The 26,068-nt window shown below is 72.9% G+C and carries 24 protein-coding genes; 7 read left to right on the forward strand and 17 right to left on the reverse strand.

Going from position 1 to position 26,068, the window contains the following annotated elements:
- Window positions 1–8: 8 nt before the first annotated feature.
- Genes ACIHEI_RS08985 through ACIHEI_RS09005 form a run of 5 tightly spaced genes read left to right on the forward strand, consistent with a single transcriptional unit; the run spans window position 9 to window position 5,439 of the window.
- Window positions 9–992 (forward strand): hypothetical protein, encoded by a 984-nt coding sequence (locus ACIHEI_RS08985; protein WP_387866933.1) that lies wholly within the window; start codon window positions 9–11, stop codon window positions 990–992.
- Entirely contained in the window at window positions 989–1,246 is a 258-nt protein-coding gene (locus ACIHEI_RS08990) for a hypothetical protein (RefSeq protein ID WP_396606155.1), read from the forward strand. Before ACIHEI_RS08985 ends, ACIHEI_RS08990 begins: the two co-directional genes overlap by 4 nt.
- Window positions 1,243–2,538 (forward strand): hypothetical protein, encoded by a 1,296-nt coding sequence (locus ACIHEI_RS08995; protein WP_396606156.1) that lies wholly within the window; start codon window positions 1,243–1,245, stop codon window positions 2,536–2,538. The genes ACIHEI_RS08990 and ACIHEI_RS08995 overlap by 4 nt, the downstream gene beginning before the upstream one ends.
- Window positions 2,535–3,707 (forward strand): hypothetical protein, encoded by a 1,173-nt coding sequence (locus ACIHEI_RS09000; RefSeq protein WP_396606157.1) that lies wholly within the window; start codon window positions 2,535–2,537, stop codon window positions 3,705–3,707. The genes ACIHEI_RS08995 and ACIHEI_RS09000 overlap by 4 nt, the downstream gene beginning before the upstream one ends.
- 43 nt (window positions 3,708–3,750) lie before the next feature.
- Window positions 3,751–5,439 carry a DHA2 family efflux MFS transporter permease subunit gene (locus ACIHEI_RS09005; RefSeq protein WP_396606158.1) on the forward strand — a complete coding sequence of 563 codons (1,689 nt, stop codon included), beginning with the start codon at window positions 3,751–3,753 and terminating at the stop codon, window positions 5,437–5,439.
- Window positions 5,440–5,520: 81 nt separating this feature from the next.
- On the opposite strand, the gene ACIHEI_RS09010 is transcribed toward ACIHEI_RS09005, so the two are convergent.
- From ACIHEI_RS09010 to ACIHEI_RS09030, 5 genes are all read right to left on the reverse strand, one after another.
- Window positions 5,521–6,516, reverse strand: coding sequence for a LuxR C-terminal-related transcriptional regulator (locus ACIHEI_RS09010; protein WP_396606159.1), 996 nt, complete (start codon window positions 6,514–6,516; stop codon window positions 5,521–5,523).
- Between the two features lie 160 nt (window positions 6,517–6,676).
- Window positions 6,677–8,533: a BTAD domain-containing putative transcriptional regulator gene (locus tag ACIHEI_RS09015; protein WP_387867048.1), complete on the reverse strand. Its 1,857-nt coding sequence runs from the start codon at window positions 8,531–8,533 to the stop codon at window positions 6,677–6,679.
- Between the two features lie 57 nt (window positions 8,534–8,590).
- Window positions 8,591–8,785 carry a hypothetical protein gene (locus ACIHEI_RS09020; protein ID WP_387866926.1) on the reverse strand — a complete coding sequence of 65 codons (195 nt, stop codon included), beginning with the start codon at window positions 8,783–8,785 and terminating at the stop codon, window positions 8,591–8,593.
- Between the two features lie 165 nt (window positions 8,786–8,950).
- Entirely contained in the window at window positions 8,951–9,145 is a 195-nt protein-coding gene (locus ACIHEI_RS09025; RefSeq protein WP_396606160.1) for a hypothetical protein, read from the reverse strand.
- Between the two features lie 304 nt (window positions 9,146–9,449).
- Window positions 9,450–11,105, reverse strand: coding sequence for a carbohydrate binding domain-containing protein (locus tag ACIHEI_RS09030; protein WP_396606161.1), 1,656 nt, complete (start codon window positions 11,103–11,105; stop codon window positions 9,450–9,452).
- Between the two features lie 343 nt (window positions 11,106–11,448).
- Here ACIHEI_RS09030 and ACIHEI_RS09035 point away from each other — a divergent pair, with 343 nt between their 5' ends.
- Window positions 11,449–12,333: a phosphotransferase enzyme family protein gene (locus ACIHEI_RS09035; RefSeq protein ID WP_396606162.1), complete on the forward strand. Its 885-nt coding sequence runs from the start codon at window positions 11,449–11,451 to the stop codon at window positions 12,331–12,333.
- 7 nt (window positions 12,334–12,340) lie between these two features.
- On the opposite strand, the gene ACIHEI_RS09040 is transcribed toward ACIHEI_RS09035, so the two are convergent.
- The 7 genes from ACIHEI_RS09040 to ACIHEI_RS09070 all read right to left on the reverse strand — a co-directional run bounded on the left by ACIHEI_RS09040 (window position 12,341) and on the right by ACIHEI_RS09070 (window position 20,065).
- The gene (locus tag ACIHEI_RS09040) at window positions 12,341–13,552 is read right to left on the reverse strand and encodes an LCP family protein (RefSeq protein WP_396606163.1); all 1,212 of its coding nucleotides are present in this window, start codon (window positions 13,550–13,552) and stop codon (window positions 12,341–12,343) included.
- Between the two features lie 29 nt (window positions 13,553–13,581).
- Entirely contained in the window at window positions 13,582–14,121 is a 540-nt protein-coding gene (locus tag ACIHEI_RS09045) for a SigE family RNA polymerase sigma factor (protein ID WP_387640569.1), read from the reverse strand.
- A 292-nt stretch (window positions 14,122–14,413) separates the two neighbouring features.
- Window positions 14,414–15,580, reverse strand: a complete 1,167-nt coding sequence (locus tag ACIHEI_RS09050) for a S8 family serine peptidase (protein WP_396606164.1) — start codon at window positions 15,578–15,580, stop codon at window positions 14,414–14,416.
- A 112-nt stretch (window positions 15,581–15,692) separates the two neighbouring features.
- Window positions 15,693–18,092: a glycoside hydrolase family 65 protein gene (locus ACIHEI_RS09055; protein ID WP_396606165.1), complete on the reverse strand. Its 2,400-nt coding sequence runs from the start codon at window positions 18,090–18,092 to the stop codon at window positions 15,693–15,695.
- Window positions 18,089–18,835 carry an HAD family hydrolase gene (locus tag ACIHEI_RS09060; protein WP_387866914.1) on the reverse strand — a complete coding sequence of 249 codons (747 nt, stop codon included), beginning with the start codon at window positions 18,833–18,835 and terminating at the stop codon, window positions 18,089–18,091. Before ACIHEI_RS09060 ends, ACIHEI_RS09055 begins: the two co-directional genes overlap by 4 nt.
- A gap of 63 nt (window positions 18,836–18,898) precedes the next feature.
- Window positions 18,899–19,366, reverse strand: a complete 468-nt coding sequence (locus tag ACIHEI_RS09065) for an SRPBCC domain-containing protein (protein WP_387640579.1) — start codon at window positions 19,364–19,366, stop codon at window positions 18,899–18,901.
- A 228-nt stretch (window positions 19,367–19,594) separates the two neighbouring features.
- On the reverse strand, window positions 19,595–20,065 hold the full coding sequence (locus ACIHEI_RS09070; protein WP_396606166.1) for a carboxymuconolactone decarboxylase family protein: 471 nt from the start codon (window positions 20,063–20,065) through the stop codon (window positions 19,595–19,597).
- 50 nt (window positions 20,066–20,115) lie between these two features.
- Here ACIHEI_RS09070 and ACIHEI_RS09075 point away from each other — a divergent pair, with 50 nt between their 5' ends.
- Window positions 20,116–21,540 (forward strand): PLP-dependent aminotransferase family protein, encoded by a 1,425-nt coding sequence (locus ACIHEI_RS09075; protein ID WP_396606167.1) that lies wholly within the window; start codon window positions 20,116–20,118, stop codon window positions 21,538–21,540.
- 8 nt (window positions 21,541–21,548) lie between these two features.
- Here ACIHEI_RS09075 and ACIHEI_RS09080 read toward each other — a convergent pair whose 3' ends face one another.
- The 5 genes from ACIHEI_RS09080 to ACIHEI_RS09100 form a co-directional block, all read right to left on the reverse strand.
- A complete protein-coding gene (locus ACIHEI_RS09080) occupies window positions 21,549–21,713 on the reverse strand; it encodes a DUF6126 family protein (RefSeq protein WP_157815763.1) in 165 nt (54 codons plus the stop codon).
- A 41-nt stretch (window positions 21,714–21,754) separates the two neighbouring features.
- Window positions 21,755–22,360, reverse strand: coding sequence for a helix-turn-helix domain-containing protein (locus ACIHEI_RS09085; RefSeq protein ID WP_387866912.1), 606 nt, complete (start codon window positions 22,358–22,360; stop codon window positions 21,755–21,757).
- Between the two features lie 117 nt (window positions 22,361–22,477).
- Window positions 22,478–24,190 carry a pyruvate dehydrogenase gene (locus ACIHEI_RS09090; protein WP_396606199.1) on the reverse strand — a complete coding sequence of 571 codons (1,713 nt, stop codon included), beginning with the start codon at window positions 24,188–24,190 and terminating at the stop codon, window positions 22,478–22,480.
- Window positions 24,191–24,376: 186 nt separating this feature from the next.
- Window positions 24,377–24,646, reverse strand: a complete 270-nt coding sequence (locus ACIHEI_RS09095; protein ID WP_396606168.1) for a hypothetical protein — start codon at window positions 24,644–24,646, stop codon at window positions 24,377–24,379.
- 71 nt (window positions 24,647–24,717) lie between these two features.
- Window positions 24,718–25,929: a cytochrome P450 gene (locus tag ACIHEI_RS09100; RefSeq protein WP_396606169.1), complete on the reverse strand. Its 1,212-nt coding sequence runs from the start codon at window positions 25,927–25,929 to the stop codon at window positions 24,718–24,720.
- Window positions 25,930–26,068: the final 139 nt, after the last annotated feature.

The following is a 26,068-nucleotide window of genomic DNA, read 5'->3' on the forward strand; positions in this document are numbered from 1 at the left end:
TGGGCACCGTGCGCACGGCCCTGCGGGCCGCCGGGGACTGGCTGACCGAGGAACAGCGTCCGGAGACGGACCTGGTGACGCTCGGCTGGGCCGGCCGACTGGGCCCGGTACTCGCCGCGGCGGGGCCGGTGGCCGGCCCCGGCACCGGCCCCGTGCCGGCCACCCGGGCCGCCGGGGACTGGCTGACCGAGGAACAGCGCCCGGAGACCGACCTGGCGCCGACGGACGGCCGGTTCAGGACGCCGGACTCGGAGCCCGGCGGGGCACCGAACTCCGGCCGGGTGCCGGGCGGCGGCCCGGCACCCACCCCCGCACACCGCCCGCAGGCCCGGGCGGCGACGGAGATCACGGCCGGCGCGCCCGCCCCGCAGATCAGCCAGGACGACGAGGCGACCATCGACTGCCTCGTCACCCACCACCCCAACCTGCCGCGCGACCGGATGGGCAACCGCCTGAACGACGCCGGCCGGTGGCTGATCACCGAGGCGGTGGCCAGCCTGTACGGGGTCCGGCTGCGGCCCCGCGAACTGGCCCGCGACGAACACCGGCGGTGGAGCGTCCCGGCCCTCGGCCTGACCGCCTCGGTCGCGCACTGCGCCACCTACTCCACGGTGGCACTGGTCTCCGACCAGACCGTCGGCGTGGACCTGCAGGACCACCGGGACCGCCCGTACGCGATGCAGTGGCTGGGCGCGCTGCTCGGCCGCCCCGACGGCGAACCCGCCACCATGCGGGACTTCGCCGAGTGCGAGGCCCTGATCAAGGCCTCCCACCTGCGCAAGGAGACCTTCGCCGGCGTCCGGCTCCCGGACTGGCGACCGGGCTGGCGGCCCACCAACACCGGCCACCTGATCCGCTCCGCCGACCTCGGCCACGGCCTGCACCTCGCCCTCGCCACCGACGCCCCCGCCGCCGTCCGCTGGTGGTGGCAGCCGAACCCGACCGCCCCCGCCACCCGCACCGAAGCACTCACCCCGGAGGCCGCCGCATGACCGCCACGGCCACCACGACCCACCCCCGGCCCGCGGAGCCCGGGGAAGCGGAAGCCGTCGTGGCCCGCACCTGCCCGCGATGGGACTGCTCGGCCGAACCCGTCGACCCGCAGCCGGACTCCGGCCCGGCCCCGACGCCGGCCGAACCCGGCAGCACGCGGCGCCAGGTCGTGGCACGTACCTGCGCCCAGTGGGACTGCCTGCCCGAACCCGCCGAGGGCGTCGTCGCCCCGGCCCTGGAGCTCGTCGCATGACCGCCACCGCGACCCGCACCCGGCGGCTCGAACTCGGCGGCGCGCAACGCGGCTTCGGCACCGTTGCCGCGACCCGCACCCGGCGGCCCGGACTCGGTGGCGCGCAGCGCGACTTCGGCACGGGCGCCGCGACCCGCACCCGGCGGCCCGAACTCGCTGGCGCGCAGCACGACTTCGGCACGGTCGCCGCGACCTGCACCCGGCGGCCCGGACTCGGTGGCGCGCAGCGCGGCTTCGGCACGGGCGCCGCGACCCGCACCCGGCGGCCCGAACTCGCTGGCGCGCAGCGCGGCTTCGGCACCGTTGCCGCGACCCGCACCCGGCGGCCCGGACTCGGTGGCGCGCAGCGCGGCTTCGGCACCGTTGCCGCGACCCGCGCCCGGCGGCCCGGACTCGGTGGCGCGCAGCGCGGCTTCGGCACCGTTGCCGCCGCCCGTAGCCGCTCGCGGCGAGGCCGCCCGGCGCTGAAGCTCGAACTCGCCACCTCGGCAACGGAGTTCGCCGCAGCCCACGCCGCGCAGTTCGAACCCGCCCGCGCGCAACGCGGCTTCGGCACCGTCGCCGCCGCTCGCAGCCGCTCGCGGCGAGGCCGCCCGGCGTCGAAGCTCGAACTCTTCGCCCCGGCAACGGAGTTCGCCGCAGCCCACGCCCCTCAGTTCGAACCCGCCCGCGCGCAGCGTGACTTCGGCACCGTCGCCGCGACCTGCGCCCGGCGGCCCGGGCTTGGTGGCGCGCAGCGCGGCTTCGGCACCGTTGCCGCCGCCCGTAGCCGCTCGCGGCGAGGCGGACCGGTGTCGAAGCTCGGACTCTTCACCTCGGCAGCGGAGTTCGCCGTAGCCCATGCCGCGCAGTTCGAACCCGCCTGCGCGCAGCGTGACTTCGGCCCCGTCGCCGACGCCCGTAGCCGCTCGCGGCGAGGCCGTCCGGCGTCGAAGCTCGAACTCTTCACCCCGGCAATGGAGTTCGCCGTAGCCCATGCCGCGCAGTTCGAACCCGCCCGCGCGCAGCGCGACTTCGGCCCCGTCGCCGACGCCCGCAGCCGCTCGCGGCGAGGCCGTCAGGCGTCGAAGCTCGAACTCTTCGCCCCGGCAGCGGAGTTCGCCGCAGCCCGCACGGCGCAGTTCGAACCCGCCTGCGCGCAGCGCGACTTCGGCCCCGTCGCCGCCGCCCGTAGCCGCTCGCGGCGAGGCCGCCCGGCCGCACCGCAGCGCCGTTCCGTCGACCGTCCGGCGCCGAAGTCCGCACTCCCCGCCGTCCGCACCGAAGCCCTCACTCTGGAGCCTGCCGCATGACCGCCACGGCCACCGCCACCGCCGCCCCGGCCCGGGCCTACACCCGGCGGATCTCCCAGATCGAGCGCGGCTACCTGAACGCCAACGCCACCGGCACCCCGCAGCTGATCCAGATGGTGATCGAGGGCGAGGGCCGCATCGACCCGGAGCAACTCGCCGACGCGGTACGGCAGTCCACCGCCGTCAACCCCGGTCTCGCGGTTCGTCGCAAGGGCCCCAACTGGCGGGCCGAGGACACCCTCCCGCCGATCACCGAACTGCCCGCCGACGCCGGGTTCGAGCACCCGTTCTTCCACCGCGACCTGGACGTGGTGGCGGGGCCGGTCTGCGAACTGGGCCTCGCCAACGGGCCGGTGACCACCCGCCTGGTGGTGCGGGCCAGCCACATCGTCACCGACGGCCGCGGCCTGCGCTACTGGATCGAGGACCTGTTCCGCGCGCTGCGCGGCGAGAGCCTGCTCGGCGCGGACTCCACCGTCGACGACACCCACTTCCGCACCGCCGCCGCCCCCGTCCCGGCCGCCCCCGTCCCGGCCCGGGTGGAGGGGTACCCGGCGATCCTCGGGCAGGGGCCGGCCGACGGGACGGCGCTCTGGCTGCGCCGCTCGGTCGCGGCCACGCCGTCCGCCGCCACCGCCCGGATCGGTGCCGCGGTGTCCCGTCTGCTGGCCGCCGACTCCGGCCGCCTGATCATCCCGGTGGACCTGCGCCGGCACGACCGCGAGGTACGCTCCACCGCCAACCTGACTTCCCAGCTGGTGCTCGATCTGCACCGCGAGGACCGCTGGAACCGGCTGCACAGCCAGCTGCTCGCAGCCATGCTCCGCAAGCGCGAAGTCGCCGCCCTGGAACGGGACTTCCTGCGCAGCAACCCGTTCGCGAACTCGCTGCGGGAGGCCCAGGAACTGGACGGCACCCGCTTCCCGTGCACCGCGATCCTCACCGACCACGGCCGGATCGACACCGAGCTGTACCGCACCGCGCAGTTCCGTCCCACCGAGTACTACACGCTGCCGATGCTCGTCCCGTACGCCGAGATGTTCCTGAGCACCTGCCAGCTCGACGGCCGCACCGAACTCACGCTGTCCTGCCGCAACCGGCCCGACGCCCGTCCGGCCGCCGAGGCCGTCCTCGACGAGGTCGAACGCGCCCTGCTCGCCACCGACTGACCCGGCACCCCTCCTCCCTCCCGCTGATGAAGGACCTGCGAAGATGCCCACCAAGCAGCCCGCCCGCACCACGGTGAACGCGGTCAAGGGCAAGGCCCGCCGCAAGCCGGGTCCGGCGCGCAAGCCCGCCGCGAAGCCCGCCGCCGCCGCGAAGCCCACCGCCGCCACCCCGAAGCCGACCACTGCCGCCACCCCGAAGCCCGCCGAGTCCAAGCCGGTGGTCGAGGAGACCGTCGCAGTTGCCGCGGCCGAGCCCGAGACGCCGGCCACCACCGCGCAGACCGAGGCCCCGAAGGCCGACGTGGCCCCGCCCCAGGACGCCCCGCCCCAGGACGCCCCGTCCAAGGCCGCGCTGATCACCATGGCCGCCGCCATCGCCGGCGGGTTCATCGCGCTGCTGGACACCACCATCGTCAACGTCTCCATGCAGGAGACCACCGCCCGGTTCGGCGGCATCAACCAGGTGCAGTGGGTGGTGACGGCCTACCTGCTGGCGCTGGCGGCGACGATGCCCGCCACCGGCTGGCTGGCCACCCGGTTCGGCACCAAGCGGGTGTTCGCCGCGGCGACGGCGCTGTTCGCGCTGGGTTCGCTGGGCTGCGCCGCCGCCCAGTCGCTGGACCAGCTGATCGCGGCCCGCGGCCTGTCCGGTGCGGCGGCGGGCATCCTGACCCCGGCGTCGACGATCCTGCTGACCCGCGGTGTGCCGCGCGAGCACCTGGCCAAGATCCAGGGCCTGAACGGTTCGGTGATGCTGATCAGTCCGCTGCTCGGCCCGACCATCGGCGGTCTGCTGGTCGCCTGGGGCGGCTGGTCCGCGGTGTACGTGGTGAACATCCCGTTCTGCGCGATCCTGCTGGCCGCCACCCTGCGCTGGGTCCGCAAGGACGCCCCGCCGGCCGGCAGCGCCAAGCCGCTGGACCTGCTGGGCCTGGTCTCCTCGGCGACCGCGACCGTCTCCCTGGTGCTGGCCATCCACGCGTACGCCGAGCGCGGCGCCGAGGTGAGCGCCTCGCTGCTGGTGCCGCTGGGCCTGGCGGTGGTCGGTGCGGCGGTGTTCGTGGTGCGTGAGCTGAAGGCGAAGTTCCCGCTGCTCGACCTGCGGCTGTTCCGCATCCCGGTGTACGCGACCGCGGTGGTGAACATCTTCTGCCTGGGCTTCGTCCTGTACTCGCCGATGATGCTGATCCCGCTGTACTTCGAGGACGCCCGCGGCGAGTCCGCGGTGACCACCGGCCTGCTGATGTCCGTCGGCGGCCTGGGCGTGGTGACCGCCGCCTGGCTGTCGCGGGTGCTGCTGCGGAAGATCGGCGGCGGCGCGACGGTGCTGATCGGCATCTGCCTGACGATGATCGCCACCGTCCCGATGACCGGCCTGACCGGCACCACCCCGTACTGGCTGATCTGCGGCAGCCTGGTGGTCCGCGGCCTGGGCACCGGCCTGACCATCGTGCCGACCATGACGCGGGCGTTCCAGTCGATCCGTCAGGAGTCCATCCCGGACGCCTCCGCGCAGCTCAACCTGACCCAGCGGATCGGCGGCGCGCTGGCCATCGCGGTGGTCACCGTGGTGCTCACCGACTCCGCCCGCAGCCACCACGGCATGGTGCCGGCCGCGTTCGCGCACTCCTTCGGCTGGCTGCTCGGGGTGTACGGGGTGACGCTGCTGCCCGCACTGGCGCTCCTCCTCGCGGACCGCCGGGAGAAGAAGCGCCAAGCCGCGGCGGCGTGACGAACCGCCAAGCCGCGACGGCGTGACGAACCGCCAGCGCGACGCCCACCAGGCCTGTCCGGCAGTCTCGGCCGGACAGGCCTAGCGCGTGGCGGGGAGCCAGCCGTCCTGGACGGCGCGCACCCCGGCCTCGAAGCGGCTGCGGGCGTCCAGACGGTCCATCAGGTTGGCGGCGAACCGGCGGGCGGTGCGCGGGGAGACGCCCATCCGCTTGGCTATCGCCTCGTCGGTGTGGCCCTGGGCGAGCATCTTCAGCACCGCCAGCTCGTGCGGCGGCATCTCGTTCTCGTCGCACTTGGGCGCGTCGCCGACCGGGATCGCACTGGCCCACACGCCCTCGAACAGCGCGCACAGCGCGGCCACCGTGCCGGCGCCGCGCAGTACCACCGCGCCGGCCCGGGCGTTGTCGGTGTCGATCGGCAGGACCGCCTGCTGGCGGTCGAAGATGATCATGCGGATGGGGAGTTCGGGCACCGTCCGGACCTGGCCGCCCTGCAGGTTCAGCCAGGTGACGTGGTCCAGGGTGGGCCGGTGGTTGCGGACGCTGTCCAGGTAGACGGTGCGCATCTGCACCCCGCGCTCCAGCAGCGCCGCGTTCGGCTGCCGGCTGGCCCGCAGGTCCTCCTCGGTGTGGGCGCCGCCGGGGGCGAAGGTCGCCACCTCGCAGCGCACCGATCCGGCCAGTTCGGCCAGCCGCTCGCGGATCGTCTCCGGGCCGTCCAGCTGCTCGGACGCCGCGTCGGTGGCGGTCGGCCGGAACGCCGAGCACTCCGCGATCAGTTGGGCCGCCGCGGCCCGCGATGCCTCTATCCGCAACTGTTGGGCCGCCAGCTCGGCCTGCTGGCGGGCCAGCAGCACCTCCATCGCGGTCTCCGGGCCGACCGCCCGGAACCCGATTCCCTCGCGGGCGGACGGCTGGATCAGGGCCAGTTCGCTGAGCCGGTCGAGTCCGGTGCGCACCCTGTCCTCGGTGAGGCACAGGGCTGTGGCCAGCGCCATGACCCCGGCCTGCGGGTCGGCGAGCATCCGGCGGTAGATGGACTCGGCCTCCGCGTCGAGCCCCAGAACGTCCAGCATGGATCGGTCCCCGTTCGATCAGCGCCAGTAAGTAGGTCTACATGATTTCCTGAGCTTACTGACACCGGGCAACCACACCCTGACCCGCACATTCCGGAAACGTGTCCGGACAACAACGGCCCGGACACGGCCCGTGAAACGTTCGTGAATCCGCCCGTCCTCAGGCTGTCACCAGCAGCTGACGGTCCGCCGGGGCGGCCGGGGCACCGGCCCCGTCCGACGGCTCGGGCAGCAGCCGCGAGCAGTCCCGGACCAGGCTGTGGAACGAGAACAGCGCCGCCCCCTCCTGCCGGATCAGGTTGTTCTCGAACAGCGCGTCCAGGCAGCACTCCACCTCGTCCGCACTCAGCCCGGTCACCGCCGCCGCCCGGTCCACGTCGAACGACCCGGCGGGCTGACGGCTCATCAAGCAGCTGAACCGCTGCTGGGCCCGGTCCAGGTACTGGTAGGACGCGCGCAGCAGCGCCATCAGGTCGCGGTCCCCGGTGCGCAGGCAGCGCGCCCGCCGCTCCGGGTCGGCCAGCCGCTCCACCAGGTCGGCCACCGACCACGCCGGACGGTCCCGCAGGCGGGTCGCGGCGATCCGCACCGCCAGCGGCAGGTAGCCGCACAGTGCCGCCGCCTCCGCCGCCCGGACCGGCTCCCGCGCCACCCGGCGCTCCCCGGCGATCCGGGCGATCAGCTCCACCGCGTCACCCGGCGGCAGCACGTCCAGCGGCAGCGCCACCGAGCCGTCCAGCGCGCTCAGTTTGCGCCGGCTGGTCACCAGCACCAGGGTCTCGCCGGCGCCGGGCAGCAGCGGGCGCACCTGGGCGGTCGCCGCCGCGTCGTCCAGCACCAGCAGGCAGCGCCGGCCGGCCAGCCGGGAGCGCCACAGCGCGGAGCGCTCCTCCAGCGAGGCCGGGATCCGCTCGGGACGCACGCCGTCGGCGCGCAGCAGCGAGGCCAGCGCCTGGGCGGGCGGTACCGGCGGCTTGGACTCGTCGAAGCCGTCCAGCGCGGCGAAGAACTGGCCGTCGGGGAAGTCGCTGGTCACCCGGTGCGCCAGGCGCACCGCGAGGGTGGTCTTGCCGACACCGCCCATGCCGTCGATGGACAGCATCAGCGGAGCTCCGGCCGTCCGCTGGGACACCGCCTCCTGGAGCAGGACGAGTTCACCGGTCCGGCCGGTGAAGTCGGAGAGGTCGTGCGGCAGGCAGTTCGGCCGCTGGCCGGGCGCCGGGTCGCTGCCGGCCGGCGGCCGCGCCGTGACCGGTTCGCCGACCTGGCCGGGGGTGTCGTGCACGCCGGGCGCGTCCGCGAGGATCTCCGCCTGCAGCGCCCGCAGTTGGGGGCTCGGCTCCAGGCCGAGTTCGTCCGCCAGGAAACGGCGGCCCTCGTCGTACACGGCGAGCGCGTGCGCCTGCCGGCCGCTGCGGCACAGTGCCGTCATCAGGCTCCGCCGCAGCGAGTCGCGCAGCGGGTACTCGGCCAGCAGCGCCGTCAACTCGCCGACCAGTGAGGAGGTTTCGCCGACCTTCAGGCGCAGCGCCATCAGGTCTTCGAGTGCGGTCAGCCGCTGCTCGTTCAGCTTCACGGCGGCGCTGGTCACCGCGGGGCAGTGGATGCCGGCGAAGGCGTCGCCGCGCCACAGGTCCACCGCGGACTGCAGCAGCCGGATCGCCTCCAGGACCTGCCCGTCGCGTTCGGCGGCCCGGGCCTCGCGGACCTTGCGGGTGAAGCGGTGCGCGTCCACCGCGTCCTCGGGCACGGCCAGCCGGTACCCGACGTCGACCGTCACCAGCCGGTGCTCGCCGGCGGCCAGCACCCGTCTCAGGTCGCGGATCGCGTTGTGCACCTGCGGTCTGGCCGACGGCGGCGGGTCCTCCCACAGCTCGTCCACCAGGAAGTCCATCGGCACCACCCGGCCGGCGTTCAGGAGCAACAGCGCCAGGAGTCTCTGCTGCCGCATGCCCCGGACGTCCACCAGGACGCCGCCCTGACGCGTCTCCAGCGCGCCCAGGACCAGGTATTCCATCGTCTTCACCCCCGTGAGTGTCGGTCGGATGTGTGCTCGTCGGTGTCGTGCGGGGGCTCAGCCGCCCCAGGTGACGTCGCCGTTCGGGGAGGCGCCCGGGCCCGGGGTGGCCGTCGCGGTCTGCGCGACCTGACCGGCGCCGGTGCCGTCGGCGAGATTTCCGGAGTGTTCCACCGTTGTCGCGGAAAAGGCCAGGGCGGCAATTGCGGCGAGCGAGAAAGCGAGGAACTTGGAGACGCGGGCGACCGGCACTGGAATTCTCCTCGTAAGTGGTGGGATTTCTTCGGGATTGCTTTCCCGGGTTTTCTGCCGGCGTCCGCGCTCTGCCGACACCGCTACTGTGCTCCGCCCCCGCCCCGGTGGGAACGGGTCGTGCCTGGACGGAACATGCACTGTCCTAAGCCGTCCACGCGGCGGCTAGTCGAAGTCCCACCAGGGCCCGGGAGCCAGTGCGGTGCCCACCGAGAGGACAGCGAAGCCGACCAGCGCGGACTCCTTCCGCACCGCCCGTCGCACCAGCCCGGCCGCCCGGTCCTCCGCCTCCAGCAGGGTGGATGCCAGGCTGAACACACCCACGGTGACCTCGTCGGATCCGGTCAGATGGACGCTCACGTGCTCCAGCGCGTCCGGGACTTCCGCGTGAGAACGAATCAATTCCGCCAGGTCGGGAGGAGCGCCTCGACCGACCGGCGAGCGTAGTCGCGCGTGGACCAGATACATACTCTTATCTTCGACCCCCTCACTAGGGGCCCGGTCGATTCCGGCCTGGTCGATTTAGGTCATGACATAAACCGACCAGGCCCGGCATCGGGCCATTTCGGGCCGAAGGGCGACAGCGCCCCGGGAGCGGCCGGCGCTCCCGGGGTCGCGTCAAGTCGTTGTCCACAGGTCTGTGGACAAGCTTGCGAGTGGAACGTCAGCGGCCCTGGAGCGCCTTGACGTTGTCGCCGAAGCTCCAGCCCTTCGAGCCGTCCCAGTTGATCGACCAGTCCATCAGACCCTTCAGCTGGCCGTTGAAGGCGCCCCAGGACTGGCTGACCAGGCTCGGCGCCATGTACCCGCCGCCCGCGCCCGGCTGGGCCGGCAGGCCCGGGACCTGCTTGTCGTACGGGACCTTGATGGTGGTGCCCTGGATGGTGATGCCGTTGTTCAGGCAGGTGGTCTGCGCGGTGAAGCCCTGGACGGTCCCGGCCGAGTAGGAGTCGCCGGAGCAGCCGTACATCGAGCCGTTGTAGTACTGCATGTTCAGCCACCACAGCCGGCCGTTGTCCACATACTTCTTGATGACCGGCAGGTAGGCGCCCCAGATCGAGCCGTAGGTGACGCTGCCGCCGGTGACGTACGCGGTCTCAGGGGCCATCGTCAGGCCGAAACCGGCCGGCATCTGGGCCAGCACGCCGTCGATGATGCGGATCAGGTTGGACTGCGAGGGGGACAGCGTGCCGATGCTGCCGCTGCCGGACAGGCCGGTCTCGATGTCGATGTCGATGCCGTCGAAGTTGTACTTCTTCAGGATCGGCACGACGGTCGCCACGAACCGGTCCGCGACGGCGCTGGAGCTCAGGTCGATGCCCGCGGCGGCGCCGCCGATCGACATCAGGATGGTCGCGCCGGCCGCCTTGGCCTGGCACATCTCGGCGGGCGTGGAGACCTTGACGCCGGTGTCCATGCCGTCCTGCCACAGCACGGTGCCGTCCGAGAGGATCACCGGGAACGCGGCGTTGATGACGTTGTACCCGTGCGCGGCCATCCGGCTGTCCGTGATCGGCGTCCACCCCATCCCGGGGTGCACGCCGTTGGACGCGCCGTCCCAGTTCTCCCAGTACCCCTGCAGCACCTTGCCGGCCGGCCGCGGCTTGGTCGGACAGGTCGCGTCACCCGAACTCGGGCTCGACGACGGGCTGCTGGACGCACTGCCGGACGGGCTCGACGACGGGCTGCCGGACGGGCTGGACGACGGGCTCGACGAGGCGCTGCCGGACGGGCTTCCGCTCGGCGAGGGGCTGCTGCCGCCGGGACCGGAGAGCGTGACGTCGTCCGCGTAGTACGCGGGCTGCCCGTACCAGCCGTGCACGAAGACGGTCACCGACGTGGTGTTCGCGCCGGTGCTGAAGGAGACGCTGAGCTGCCCGTACGAGGCGTTGCTGGCCGTCCAGGTGGACGGGGAGCCGGTCAGCCCGGTGCCGGTGGCGCCGAGGTAGACGTAGCTGCCCTGCACGTACGCGCTCAGCGTGTACTGCGAGTTGGGCTGCACGCTGATGGTCTGACTGCACTGCGCGGTGTCCTGGCCGCCGGGAGTGGCCTGGAGCGCGGAGCTGCCGGAGTGGACAGGGCTGCCGACGGTGCCGGCGCCGGAGCAGGTCCAGCCGGAAAGGCCGTTCTCGAAGCCGGAGTTGACCACCAGGTTGGTGGTGTCGGCGGCGGCCGTGACGGTGCCGGCGACGGCGAGGCCGGTGCCGACCACGGCGGTGACGCAGATCCCGGCGAGCGAGCGCTTCAGCATGCTCGGTCCGGCGTCCGGCCGGATCACCTGCGCTGCGCGTTCCACGCCCGCCCGTTGCGGGCGTGACATGCGTGAGCTCCGACGGAACATGTGGTGCTCCCTTCCCGCCGAGCGCCTGGTGGGGACCGTGCGCGTGGGGGCGTGACGCCCGGCTCTGGGTGAGGTGGGGGACATGTGGGGCTGTGCCGACCGGATCGTAAAAGTGCCGGCAGAGCTCGTCAATAGGTCTGGACCAAAGGCAAGGGTGGTCTGGACCATCGGCGAGGGGCGGCCGGTCCCGGGAGCGCCGCGGCCCCGAATTCCCTTACCGCGTAAGCAGGGTGAACACTGAACCCGTGCGCCCTTCCGGTGCTCCGGAGCGCCGCGTCATGCCGGTCGCGGCCCCGGACGTCGAGTGGAACGAGCCCTGGACGTGGACTGCCGAAACCCCGCCGCCCTGCTGGCCGAGGCCTGCGCCGCCGCCGGTCGCCCGAGCGCCGGCGCGGAACTCATCCGGGCCGGCGAGAACACCCTGTGGCGACTGCCCGGCGGGGTCGTCGTCCGGATCGGCCGGCCCGGCCAAACCGCCGTCGCCGCGCGCGAGTTGACGGTGGCGCGCTGGCTGCACGCCCACCGCGTCCCGGCCATCCGCCCGCTCGCCGACCCGCCCGAACCGCTCGTGGTCCGCGGCCGCCCCGTCACCTTCTGGCACGAACTGCCCCCGCACCGCCACTCCACCGCCCCCGAACTCGCGGCCGCGCTCCGCCGGCTCCACCAACTGCCGCCCCCCGAAGCCGGGTTGGAGGCCATCGACCCGTTCGTCCGACTCCCCGCCCGGATCGACGGCGCCACCACCCTCGACACCCCGCAGCGCGCCTGGCTGCACGCCCGGCTCGCCGACCTGCGCACCGCCTGGGCCGAACTCGACCACCCCGCCCACCGGTTGACCGTCGTCCACGGCGACGCCTGGAGCGGCAACCTCGCGGTCACCGCCACCGCCGCCCACCTGCTGGACTTCGAACGCACCGCCCTCGGCCCACCCGCCTGGGACCTCACCTCCACCGCCGTCGCCCACGACTCCTTCGGCAGCCTCGACGCCCCCGGCTACGCGGCCTTCTGCACCGCGTACGGCGCGGACGTCACCGAGTGGCCCGGCTACCCGGTCCTCCGCGCCATCCGCGAACTGCGCGTCGCCCTCTACGCCTTGCAGCAGGCCGCCACCGACCCCGCCCGTCACCGCGCCCAGGCCCACTACCGACTGGCCTGCCTGCGCGGCGAACACGGGCCCCGGCCCTGGCGGTGGACGGCCATCGACTGACCGGCCGTCAGTCCACGCAGGGCACCCCGTCCAGCTTCACCGGTGCTTGCCCGGAGTTCCCCGAATACACCTCCCCGGTCTCCCTGGAGATGCTCGGCGAGACCGACGGCACCGGCCCGCTGCCCAGCAGGATCTGCTTGGCCGCCCCGTCCACCGTGCGCACGTGATTCCCCTCGAACGCGATCGGCAGCGTCGTGGCGGTGCCCCGTCCGGCCGCCAGCGCCGGCACCTGGCGGACGAAGTCCACCGGGCTCCACCCCTTGTCGGTCACCAACTGGTCGGAGAACGCGTCGTACAGCGCCGACAGCTTCGCCGGATCCGTCAGTACCCCGCCGGTGCGCAGCTTCGTCAGTACCCCGGCCAGGAACGCCTGGGCCCGGGTGGTCCGCTGCACGTCCGAGCCGTCACCGATGCCGTGCCGCTGCCGGACGAACGACAACGCCTGTGCCGGGCCCAACTCCTGCTTCCCGGCCGGCAGTCGGATCCCGCTCCAGGAGTCCTTCACCGCCTCGTTCAGACAGACCGGCACTCCGCCGAGGGCATGCACCACCCGGTCGAAGCCGTCCATCGAGATCTCGGCGAAGTGGTCCACCGGCATCTCCGCGACCTGCTCCACGGCCGTGATCAACGCGGCCCGCCCGGCCTCCCGGCCACGGCGCCGCAGCTCGTCCGCGGCCAGGCCCTGCCCGCGCAGCCGGTTCATCTCGGCGAGTTCCGCCTTCGGGTACAGGTTGCTGATGACGGCGTTCCCGTCGTGTCCGTCCGGCACCAACAGGTCCCGTGGTACCGACAGTTGCCGGACCTCGCCGCCGTCCTTCGGGACGTGCACCAGGATCAACGTGTCGGGGCTGTCCGGGCCGGTGTCCACCGGCCCGCCCAGCGCGCCGAGGCCGGACCCCAGGCCCACCAGCAGGATCGTCACGCCCTGCTCCGGCGGCGCCGCAGGCGGCGGCGTCGCCGAATTGGCAAGCTCGATGGCGTTCGACCGCACCCCCGGCACACCGTGCGGCACCGTCAGCGCCCCCGCCCCGACCACCACGGCCGCTGCCAGCGCACCCCCCAGCAGCACCGCCCGCCGCCGCCGGGCCCGCTTGAGCCGCCGCCCCACCGCCAGCCCACCGTCCACCAGTCTCGCCGTCACCTCCGGACCGGGCCCCCCGCCCGCCTGCCCGAACGCCGCCCCCAAACGCACCTCGAACTCCCCGTTCCCGTCCGTCACTTCACCACTCCCTCGACCGAAATCCCCGCTCACCGCGCCACCAGCTCCGCCAGATCCGCGCCCAACAGCCCCCGCAACTTGACCAGCGCCCTCGAACACCGGGTGCGCACGGCAGCCGAACTGTCCTTCACCATCGCCGCGGTCTCCTCCACACTGCGGTCCTCCCAGTACCGCAGCACCACCACCGCCCGGTCCCGCGGCGGCAGTTGACCGAGCGCATCGACCAGTGCCAGCCGCAACGCCGAGTCCGGCCCGTGCTCCACCAGCTCCGGCAGCACCTGACTCGGCCGCTCACTGCTGCTGCGCCGCCGCTGGTGCGTCAGATACGCCCGCACCAGCACGGTCTGCGCGTACCCGGCCGGATTGTCGATCCGCCCCGCCCAGCTCGGCCGGTACAGCCGGTGCCACTGGGTGTACATCTGACCGAGCGTCTCCTGCACCAGATCCTCGGACAGATGCGCGTCCCCGCCGGTGAGGAAGTACGCCGAGCGGTAGAGCTGCCCGGACCGGGCCGCCGCGAACGCGACGAACTCCTCCTCCAGGGCCGCCCGCCGTCGAGCTGTGGCCACGTTTCCTCTCCCTCCACCGGATCCGCCCTATGACGGCCCGGCATGGCCAGGATGTTTCATCCGGCTCGCGAGAAGATTCCTGTCCGATAGCGGACGGCTCCCGCGACGCCGACTGTGCGGGAGCGAAACCGGGGGCGCGGGGAACTGCGCGAAGCGGAAGGATCCGACCGCGAGATCGCGACGCAGGACAATGACTTGCACGTGCTCGCGACCTAACGGACATGCCTTGCGCTTCGCGCAGTTCTCCCCCAGCCCTGGCGGGCCGGGAGGTACCCCCACGCGCCCCTGATTGCTAGCCCTGGAACGCCCCGACCCCGTTCGGCGTCCCCAGCCCCGTCGGCCCGTCATACCCCGGCCCCGCCGTGCACAGGTACGCCGGCCGGCACGAGGCCGTCGAACCGCTGACCACGTCGTTGAGCGCGTCCGAGTGCGCGTACGGGAAGCTCGCCGGCCGGCTCCCGACCGCCGGCGCGCCCGCCAGCGCGTACGTCGCGGCGATGATCGGCGCCGCCGCGGAGGTCCCGCCGTAGGTGTACCAGCCGCTGCCGCCGTAGGTCTGGTAGACGGCGACGCCGGTCTCGGGGTCGGCGACGGCCGCGACGTCGGCGACCGTGCGCCGGGTGCAGCCGGTGTCCGTCTGCCACTTGGGCTTGGTGAGCTTGGTCGAGCACCCGCTGCCGGTCCCTTCGGTGGAGCTCGTGGACCAGACGTCCTCCGCCCAGCCGCGCGGCGAACTGTCGTTGCGGAGCGAGGTGCCCCCGACGGCCGTGACGTGCGGCGAGGAGGCCGGGAAGATCACGCCGTAGCCGCCGTCCCCGGCGGCGACGGCGATGGCCACGCCGGGGTGGTCGAAGTACCGGGTGTCGTAGGAGGCGGCGTTGCCGTTCTCGGGTGCGCCCCAGCTGATCGAGACGACCTTGGCGCCCATCGCGACGGCGGTGTTGACGGCGGCGCCGAGGTCGGCGATGCCGGCGCTGTCGGCCTCCACGAGGAGCAGGTGGGCGCGCGGGGCGATCGCGGAGACCATGGCGAGGTCGAGCGCCGTCTCGCCGGCCCACGCGCCGTCCGCGCGCGGGATCCGGGTGCCGCCGCGCTGGTCGGTCTTGCGGAAGCAGCCGCCGTCGGTGGTGCAGGCGGGCAGCCCGTAGTGGGCGCGGTAGACGCCGAGGTCGGCCTCGGCGTTGGGGTTGTCGTAGGCGTCGATGATCGCGACGGTGGCGCCTTCGCCGCCGTCGGCGGGCAGCCCGTACGCGGCGAGCAGGTCGGCGGGGCCGTAGCCCTCCCGCTCGGTGGCGGCGCTGACGACCCGCAGGGCCTGGCAGGCGGCGGTGTCGGTGTGGGCGGGGCGGGCGCAGTTGTGCACCCAGCGGGTGCCGCGGTGGGTGGTGTCGGCGTGCGTGGGGGTGGCGGCGGTGAGGGTGGTGAGCAGGACGGCGGCGGTGAGGGCGAAGGTGCGCACGGACTTGCCTCCGGTCGGGACTGCGGACCGGTGGCGCGCGTGAAGCTCCCTGCACGACCGGTCACGGTTCGTACAGGGAGTGTTGACGCCGCGTCAACGATTTATGCGTGCATCACTCGGCCGGTAGATGGTCGACGGCGCCGACCTGGACGCCGGCCTGGCTGTGCCGGCGGGCCGGTTCGCGGCCAGGCGGCTGGGTGGGCCGCTCGGCGGGGGTGCCGATCTTCTTGGTGGGGCGGCTGACGGGCTTGCCGGCTTCGACGTGCAGCGGTTCCTCGTCGTGCAGGACGGCCAGCACGCTGCCGCGGCGGAGGGTGTAGGTGGTGGTGGCGTGGGTGATGTCGACCCGCAGCAGGTGTTCGCGGACGCTCATGGAGAAGCACAGCCGTTGCAGTCCGGCGGGCAGCCGGGGGCGGAACGACAGGTGTTCGCTGTGGTCGCGCAGGCCGCCGAAGCCGGCCACCAGGGCGATGCAGGCGCCGGCCAGCGAGGCCATGTGCAGGCCGTCGCGGGTGTTGCCGCCGAGGTCGTGCAGGTCCATCAGGGCGGCTTCGGCGGTGTAGTCGTACGCCAGGTCGAGCTGGCCGACCTCGGCGGCGATGACGGCCTGGGTGCAGGCGGACAGCGAGGAGTCGCGGACGGTCAGGCGCTCGTAGTAGGCGAAGTTCCGGGCCTTCTGCTCGGGGGTGAAGAGGTCGCCGCGGGTCTGCATGGCGAGCACCAGGTCGGCCTGTTTGACGACCTGCTTCCGGTACAGGTCGAAGTACGGGTAGTGCAGCAGCAGCGGGTACTTCTCGGGCGGGGTGGCCTCGAAGTCCCACATCTGGTGGTCGGTGAAGCCGTCGGCCTGCGGGTGAACGCCGATCTGCTCGTCGTACGGGATGAACATCTTGTCGGCGGCGTCGCGCCAGGCGGCGGCCTCCTCGGTGTCCACGCCGAACGCCGACGCCTCGTGCAGGTACTTCAGCGCGGCGTCGGCGGCGTTCCACAGGTTCGCCTGCGCCATCACGTTGGTGAAGACGTTGTTGTCGGCGACCGCGCTGTACTCGTCGGGGCCGGTGACGCCCTCGATCCGGAAGTTGCCCTTGGCGTCGTGGTGGCCCAGCGAACGCCACATCCGGGCGGTCTCCACCAGCAGTTCCAGGCCGTGGGTGCGTTCGAACTCGGTGTCGCCGGTGGCCCGGATGTAGCGGACCACCGCGGCCGCGATGTCGGCGCCGATGTGGAACGCGGCGGTGCCGGCCGGCCAGTACCCGGAGCACTCCTCACCGCGGATCGTCCGCCACGGGAACACCGCACCCGCCAGGCCCAGTTGGGCGGCTCGCTCACGGGCCATCGGCAGCGTGGTGTGCCGCCAGCGCAGCGCCTGCTTGACGGCCTCCGGCAGGCAGTAGGTGAGCACCGGCAGCACGAAGGTCTCGGTGTCCCAGAACGAGTGCCCGTCGTACCCGGGGCCGGTCAACCCCTTTGCGGGGATGGCCCGTTCCTCGCTGCGGGCACCCGCCTGCAATACGTGGAACAGCGCGAACCGGACGGCCTGCTGGAGTTCGACGTCGCCCTCGATCTCGACGTCGTTGTCGCCCCAGAACCGGCCCAGGAACTCCTTCTGCTCGTCCACCAGGCCGTCCCAGCCGGTGTACCGGGCGGCGGTCAGCGCCGCCTCCACCTGGTCGCGGACGGCGGGCAGCGAACGGGTCGCCGACCAGCCGTACGCCACGAACTTCACCAGACGCAGCTTCTGGCCGGCGTTCAGCACCGTGGTGATGGTGATCCGGGTCTGGTCCTCCGAGGACTCGGCGGCGGTGTCGATCCGCTCCGGCCCGTCGATCACGTGGTCGATCCCGGCGGCGACCCGCAGCCCGGAGAACCGGGTGCGGTGTACCAGCACGCCCTTCGTCCCGTCGGCGTGCCGCAGTTCGGCCGTCAGCGGGGCCTCCAGCACGGCCGCCGCCCGCGGGTCGCCGTCCCCGCTGCCCGGCATCTGCTCGTTGGCGACCAGCTCGGACTGCAGCACGATCCGTACCGGGCCGTCCACGGCCTCCACCGAGTAGTCGATCGCGCACACCGCCCGCTGCGTCAGCGACACCAGCCGGCGGGAGCTGACTCGCACCGTCCGCCCGGCCGGCGAGGTCCACTCGGCCTCCCGGCGCAGGATGCCGTCCCGGAAGTCCAGGCTGCGCCGGTGGCTGCGCAGTTCGCCGTACCGCAGGTCGAACGGCTCGTCGTCGACCAGCAGCCGGATCAGCTTGCCGTTGGTGACGTTGATGACGCTCTGCCCGGACTCCGGGAAGCCGTAGCCGCTCTCCGCGTACGGCAGCGGACGCAGCTCGAACACGCCGTTCAGGTAGGTGCCGGGCAGGCCGTGCGGCTCGCCCTCGTCCAGGTTGCCGCGCAGCCCGATGTGGCCGTTGGACAGCGCGAACACCGACTCCGCGCGGGCCTGCCCGGGCAGGTCCAGACCGTGCTCGCTGATCCCCCACGGATCGACCGTGAACGCCTCGGACGGGCTCATCCACGCTCCCCGAGCAGCTCCGACAGGTCATCCACCACCACGTCCGCGCCGTGCTCGCGCAGCGCCTCCGCCTGCCCGGTGCGGTTCACCCCCACCACCGTGCCGAAACCGCCGGCCCGGCCCGCCGCGACGCCCGCCAGCGCGTCCTCGAACACCGCCGCGTGCTCCGGTTCCACCCCCAGCTGCTTCGCGGCGGCCAGGAAGGTGTCCGGCGCGGGCTTGCCCGCCAGGTGGTCGCGGGCCGCGGTGATCCCGTCCACCACCACGTCGAAAAGGCCGTCGATCCCGGCGGCCTTCAGCACATCCCGGCAGTTCGCACTGGACGAGACCACCGCCCGCGGCAGCCCCGACTCCCGCAGCCGGTGCAGGTACGCCACCGAACCCTGGTACGGCTGCACGCCCTGCTCGCGGATCATCCGCAGAACGGTCTCGTTCTTCGCCGCCGACAACCCGTTGACCGTCCGCGCCCCCGGCGGATCCTCCGGGGTGCCCTCCGGCAGCTCGATCCCGCGCGACGCCAGGAACTGCCGGGTGCCGTCCAACCTGGGCCGGCCGTCCACGTACCGGTCGTACTCGCCGACCGGATCGAACGGGACGAACGGGGCGCCGGTGCGCTCCGCCTCCGACCGCAGAAACCCGTCGAACATGTGCTTCCACGCGGCCGCGTGCACCTTCGCGGTCTGGGTCAGCACCCCGTCCAGGTCGAACAGGAAAGCGTTGATTCGGTCCGGAAGTCCCAACATGCTGCCAGTCTCACCCGCCGCCGCCACTCCATGCAGGTCATCACCCGGAACGGCGCGTCGTGGTCAGTCCGCAGCCGCGTGCACCCCCGGATGCGAGTGGCCGTCCGGCACGAAGAGCGGCTGCGGACGCCCGCTCTGCGCGTAGTCCTTCAACCGGACGATCGCCTCCGCCCACCCGCCCGCCGCCGCCGGGACCGACGCCACCGTGTCCGGCCCCCACCCGAGATGGCGCAGCAGCAACAGCGTGTGCCGCGACCCGTCGGGATGATCGAACAGGTCCCACGTCACCGTCGTGCCCTGCCACGTCGGCGGATACATCCCCACACTGCGCCACCCCACCCGGTCCAGGTCCGCACGCTCACGCCGGAGCCGAAGCGGCTCCGGCGCATCCGGCACCGTGACCAGCAGATCCTCCCCGTCCCGCTCGATCCCGGTGCTCCACCACGACGTCAAACCCACCCGGGTGTCCAACGCCGCCAGCAACCGCTCCCGGGACGCCGCGACGTCGACCTGCAAGGCGATCTCGGCCATCGCACTCACCTCAACCACCACCATCGCGCGAAACGCACGCGAGCGCGAAACGCAGACGGACGCGAAACCAGGGGCGCTGGGGGTACCCCCAGCGAAGCGAGGGGGCGGAACTGCGCGAAGGGGAACGCACCCGACCGCAAGATCGCGGTGCAGGACGATGACTTGCACTTGATCGCGACCTAACGGACGTGGTTTGCGCTTGTCGCGCAGTTCCCAGCGCCCCTGGGTTCACCTGGCTGTGGGCGACATCCTCGTGCTGACGCCCACGCGGTTGAGCGCGTTGATGGTGGTGATCACGCCGATCAAGTGGGCGAGTTCGGTCTCGGAGAAGTGCTTCGCGGCCTCGTCGAAGACCTCGTCGGGGACGTGCGTGGTGGCGACCAGGGTGATGGCCTCGGTGAGGGCCAGCGCAGCGCGCTCGCGGGGGGTGAAGAACGGCGTCTCGCGCCACGCGGACAGCGTGTGCAGGCGGTGTTCGGCTTCGCCGTTCTCGCGGGCGTCCTGGGAGTGGATGTCGAGGCAGAACGCGCAGCCGTTGATCTGGGAGGCGCGCAGGTCGACCAGGTGGGCGATGACGGGGTCGCCGAGGCCGGCCCGGGCGAGGCGGTCGAGGGCGATCAGGTTGCGGTGGAACTCGGGGGCGACGCGGGCGAGGGCGAGGCGCTGGGCGGGGGCGGGGACGGTGGTCTGGTCGGTCATGAACCCCACGCTAGGCGGGGGTTGGCCCGGTGGTGTGGTTCATTGGGGGGATGAGTTCCTGGGCCACTTTCGGCGGCGATCTGCATCTCGACCTGACTGCCGGGCGCACTCGCGGTCTCGGTCTGCGGGCCGCCCTGGAGGACGCGTTGCGCACGGCCGTGCGGGACGGCCGGCTCGCGTCCGGCACCCGGCTGCCGTCCTCCCGGGCGCTCGCGGCCGACCTCGGGATCGCCCGCAACACCGTCGCCGAGGCGTACACCCAACTCGTCGCGGAGGGCTGGCTGATGTCCCGCCAGGGGTCGGGCACGGTGGTCGCGGAGCGCGGCCCGCAGCGCGCGCCGGCCGCACCGCCGCCGGGCCTGCGGCAGCCCGTCGCGCTGCGGTACGACCTGAAGCCGGGCTCGCCCGACCTGAGCCGGTTCCCGCGCGGCGCGTGGCTCGCGGCGGCCCGTCGGGCGCTGGCGACCGCCCCGCACGACGCGTTCGGGTACGGCGACCCGCGGGGCCGGATCGAGCTGCGCCGGGCGCTGGCCGGCTACCTGGCGAGGGCCCGGGGGGTGCGGACCGATCCGGAGCGGCTGCTGATCTGTTCGGGCGTGCAGCAGGGTCTCGGCCTGGTCTGCGCGGCGCTGCGCGAGCAGGGTCTCGGGGCGGTCGCGGTGGAGGCGTACGGGCTGCCGCCGCAGCACGCGGTGCTCGCCGCACAGGGGCTGCCGATGCGTCCGCTGCGGCTGGACGCGGGCGGCGCGGTGACGGCCGAACTGGCGTGCACCGACGCCGGATTGGCGCTGCTGACGCCCGCGCACCAGTTCCCGATCGGGATGCCGTTGCGGGCGGCCCGGCGGGCGGAGGCGGTGGACTGGGCGCGGCAGGTCGGCGGTTATCTGCTCGAGGACGACTACGACGGCGAGTTCCGCTACGACCGGCACGCGATCGGGGCGATGCAGGCGCTGGACCCGGAGCGGGTGGTGTACGCGGGCACCGCGTCCAAGTCGCTGGCGCCGGGCGTGCGGCTGGCCTGGCTGGCGCTGCCGGCCGCGCTGGTGGAGCCGGTGGGGCGGCACAAGCAGCTGGCGGACGGCCAGAGCGGCGCCCTGGAGCAGCTGACGCTGGCGGAACTGATCGAATCCGGCGGCTACGACCGGCATGTCCGGCGCAGCCGCCAACTGCTGCGTCGCCGCCGCGACCGGCTGGTCGAGGTGCTCGCCGAGCGGGCCCCGCGGGTGCGGGTGACGGGGATAAGCGCGGGCCTGCACGCCGTCCTGGAACTGCCCGGGGATTCCCCGGGCGAGGACGAACTCCAGGCCCGCGCGCTGCGGGCGGGGGTGCGGGTGCACACCCTGGGGTGGAGCCGGGCCGAGGGCGCGGACCGGCCGCCGGAGTGGCCCCCGGCGCTGGTGGTCGGTTACGGCACGCCGCCCGACCACGCCTTCGAGGCCGCCCTGGACGCGCTGTGCACCGTACTGGGCCCCTGACGGGCCGGTTACTTGCCGTGGCGGCCGACGTAGAACAGCAGGAAGAGGAAGCCCACGAAACCGTGGCCCGAGACGATGTAGATCCAGACCCGGATCCACACCCGGTTCGAGGCGCGGTAGCCCGCGTCGACGGTCTCCTTGTACTGCGGGACGGCGGGCTTGGTGTCGGCCATGGCGGTCTCCTGACGGTGGTGGCGGACGGGGGGTGCGGGGGCTACAGGCGGGGGGCGTCGCCGAGGCACAGGTCGCCGGCGGGGCTCTGCAGCAGGGTGTGGACGAAGATCAGGTCGAGACCGGTGTCGGAGTCGGCCGCGATGCAGTGCGGGGTCAGCGAGTCGAAGTGGGCGGAGTCGCCCTCGCCGAGCAGGTGCACCCGGTCGCCCAGGGTGAGCCGCATCCGGCCCTTGGTGACGTAGAGCCACTCCTCGCCGGGGTGCACCCGCACCACGGCGTCCTGCGAGCTCGGCGGGACGTGCACCCGCAGTGCCTGCATGGCACGGCCCGGCGCACCGGCGCGCCGGTACCCCCAGCCGCCGGCCCGGCCCGGTTCGACCACGCCGCCGCGGATCACCGGATCCGGCTCGGCCACCTGCTCGCCGAGCAGCCCGGACACACTGGTCGCGTACGCCCTGGCGAGGCCGAGCAGCACCGGCAGCGAAGGCTGACGCCGCCCGGTCTCCAGGCGTGACAAGTAAGCTGGCGACAGACCGACCCGGGCCGCCGCGGCCTCCAGCGTGAGCCGGCTGGTGACCCGCTGCTCCCGGAGCCGCGCGCCGAGGCCCGCGACCTCCTGGTCGTCGCCCAGTGGACTGTCTGTCATGGCTCCAGTCCACACCCTTTGTGCCTCACGGGCAACAAACTTGCCCCACAGGCAAACGGGCCGTCCCCTCCCTTGCTTTCCCAGTTTCCTCGCCCTTATTCGGACGGCATTCGCAGGTCAGGGACGGGGCACGTTCCGCAGGTTGGACCGGGCCAGATCGATCATCCTGCCGACACCGCCGGTCAGCACCGTCCGCCCGGCGGCCAGCGCGAAACCCTTGAGCTGGGCGGCGGTGATGTGCGGCGGGATGGACAGCGCGTTCGGGTCGGTCACCACGTCCACCAGGGCCGGACCGGGCCGCTCCAGGGCGTCGGCCAGCACCTCGCGGACCTTCACCGGATCGGTCACCCGCTTCGCCGGGATCCCGCAGGCCCGGGCGATCGCGGCGTAGTCCACCTCACCGTTGTCGATCTCCCACTCCGGATAGCCGGAGACCAGCATCTCCAGCTTGATCATGCCGAGCGCCCCGTTGTTGAACACCACCGTCTTCACCGGCAACCGGTGCTTGGCCACCGTCAACAGCTCGCCCAGCAGCATCCCGAGCCCGCCGTCGCCCGACATCGAGACCACCTGCCGCCCGGGGAACGCCAGTTGGGCCCCGATCGCGTGCGGCAGCGCGTTCGCCATCGAACCGTGCAGGAACGAACCGATCACCCGCCGCCGCCCGTTCGGCGTCAGATAACGGGCCGCCCAGACATTGCACATGCCGGTGTCCACGGTGAACACCGCATCCTCCGCGGCCACCTCGTCCAGCACCGACGCCACGAACTCCGGATGGATCGGCCGGTGCTTCTCGATGCCCTTGGTGTACGCCCCGACCACCGTCTCCAGCGCCCGGCAGTGCCTGGTCAGCAGCCCGTCCAGGAACGACCGGTCCGTCTTCCGCTCCAGCAGCGGCAGCACCGCCCGCAACGTCGCCGCCACATCCCCGTGCACCGCCAACTCCAACGCGGTACGCCGGCCCAACCGCGTCGCGTCGTGATCCACCTGTACGGTACGGGCCTGCGGCAGGAACGAGTCGTACGGGAAATCGGTGCCCAGCAGCAGCACCAACTCGGCCTCGTGCAACGCCTCGTGGCACGCCCCGTAACCGAGCAGCCCGCTCATCCCGACGTCGTACGGGTTGTCGAACTGCACCCACTCCTTGCCGCGCAACGAATGCCCGATCGGCGCCTGCAGCGTCCCCGCGAGCTTCATCAACTCCTCGTGCGCACCCCGCACCCCCGCGCCCGCGAACACCGCCACCGTCCGCGCCGCGTTCAACGCCTCCGCGAGCGCCTGCACCTGCGACCACGGCGGCGCCGCCACCGCCTGCTCGGTCAGGAACGTACTCCGCCCGGTCGGCGCCGGCGCGGGCAACGCGGCCACATCGCCCGGGAACGCCAGCACCGCGACGCCACGGGCCCCCAACGCGTGCTGAATCCCCACCCGCAACAGCCGAGGCAACTGCGCCGGGCTCGACAACAGCTCGCACCAACCACTGCAATCCGTGAACACCCGCTCCGGATGCGTCTCCTGGAAGAACCCCGTCCCGATCTGCGCCGACGGAATGTGCGAGGCCAGCGCCAACACCGGAACCCCACTGCGATGCGCGTCGTACAACCCCTGGATCAGATGCGTATTGCCCGGCCCGCAACTCCCCGCACACACCGCCAACCGCCCCGTCAGCTCGGCCTCCGCCGCCGCCGCGAACGCCCCCGCCTCCTCGTTCCTGACGTGCACCCAGGAAATCCCCTCGGCCCGCCGGATCGCATCCACCACCGGATTCAGACTGTCCCCCACCACCCCGTAGACCCGCTCGACCCCCGCCTGCTGGAGCACTTCCACCATCTGCTCGGCCACGCTGCCCACGGGATCACCTCGCGCCACGGGAAATACGGACATTCCGCACCATATCGAGGGGGGCACCCAGGGGCGCGAGGAACTGCGCGAAGCGGAAGGACCCGACCGCAAGATCGCGACGCAGGGCAATGACTTGCACGTGATCGCGACCTTGCCGGTGTGAACTCTTTCTCCCTACTTGGTGCCGTCGAGCGTTGTGCCCACCGCCTCGCAGACGCCCGTGGCCCGTTCCACGACCTCGCCGACCAGGGGGTAGTTCGCGAGGTCGCGGTGGCACAGCTCCGTGCTGGACGGCATCTCGCCGTGGTAGCCGGTGTCCACGCCGTGGGCCTGGCTGAGGCTGCCGGTCTGGATGAGGGGGGTGGGGGTGGTGGCGTGGGCCGGTGCGGTGCCGAGGGCGAGCCCGGAGAGGGAGAGGGCGGCGAGCGCGGTGAGCTTCTTCATGGCAGGTGCAACGAGGGCCGCCCCCGCCCGGTCACGTGTCGACCCGGCGGGGGCGGCCCCGAAGGCGTGCGTCAGGAGGTGCGCACCAGCAGGCTGCTGACGCTGTTGCTGACGAAGGAGGCGATCGGTCGCGGGTCCGCACCGTCGGCCAGCCGCAGGGCGGGGTAGCGGGCGAACAGCTCACGCAGCGCCGTCTCGGCCTCCAGGCGGGCCAGCGCGGAGCCGATGCAGAAGTGCGGCCCGTGCCCGAGTGCCAGGTGGCGGTTGTTGGTGCGGGTGAGGTCGAAGCGGTCGGCGTCCTCGTAGTGGTTGCCGTCGCGTCCGGCGGCGGCGTACGAGGAGAGCATGGCCTCGCCGCGGCGGATGAGGACGTTGCCGACGGGGATGTCCTCCAGCGCGTAGCGCATCGGGAACTGGCCGACGGGGCCGTCGTAGCGGAGGGTCTCCTCGACCACCGCGGACCAGTCCACCGTGCCGTCCAGCACGAGGGCGAGCTGCTCGGGGTGGGCGAGCAGGGCGCGGACCGCGTTGCAGATCAGGTTCAGGGTGGTTTCGTGGCCGGCCACCACCAGCTGCATCAGGATGCCGATGAGCTCTTCCTCGCTGAGCCGGTCCTGCTCCTCGCGGGCGGCGATCAGCGCGGTGGTCAGGTCGGCTGCGGGCTCGGCCCGCTTCCCGGCGGCGACCTGGGCGAGCAGTCCGGCCAGGGCGCGGGCGGCGGCCGCGCCGGCGCCGGGGACGGAGGAGGAGCTGACCAGGGTGTCGGAGAGTTCGTGCAGCCGGTCCTGCTGGTCCTCGGCGAGGCCGAGCAGCTCGCCGACGACCTGCATGGGCAGGGGGTAGGCGAAGTTGGTGCGCAGGTCGAAGTCGCCGTCCAGGGTGGCGATGTTGTCGAGCAGGCGGTGGACGCGCTGTTCGATGGCGGGGGCCAGTTCGGCGATCCGGCGCGGGGTGAGGGCCTGGGAGACCAGGCCGCGCAGGCGGCGGTGGTCGGCGCCGTCCGAGGTGGTCATGCCGGGCACGGTGATGAAGGTCATCAGCGGCCAGCCCTCGGGGAGCCGGCCCTCCTGGTACAGGTTCCAGTGCTTGGCGTTCTTGCCGACCCGTGGGTCGGCGAGAAGTTCCTGAAGGGTGTCGTGGTGGGTTATCGCCCAGACCACCACTCCACCAGGTAGCTCCACCAGGGTCGCCGGTCCGTTGGCGCGGAGCCGTTCGTTCTCGGCGTGCTGGTCGGCCCCGACGGGGTCGAGTTTGACGGGCTGGAGCTGGTCTGCGGTGTCCATGCGGTCCTCTCGGGCGAAGCGGGGCGGGGCGGGACGAAGGCGCTGTACAGCACCGGCAGGCTGACCAGGGCACGCGACCACGGCGACGGTCGCCATGTCAGCTCGTGTGCGGGGATGGCGAGTTGCAGGTCGGGGAGGC

Origin of the sequence: Kitasatospora sp. NPDC051984 (genome assembly GCF_044593455.1) — a bacterium.
Lineage (GTDB): Bacteria > Actinomycetota > Actinomycetes > Streptomycetales > Streptomycetaceae > Kitasatospora.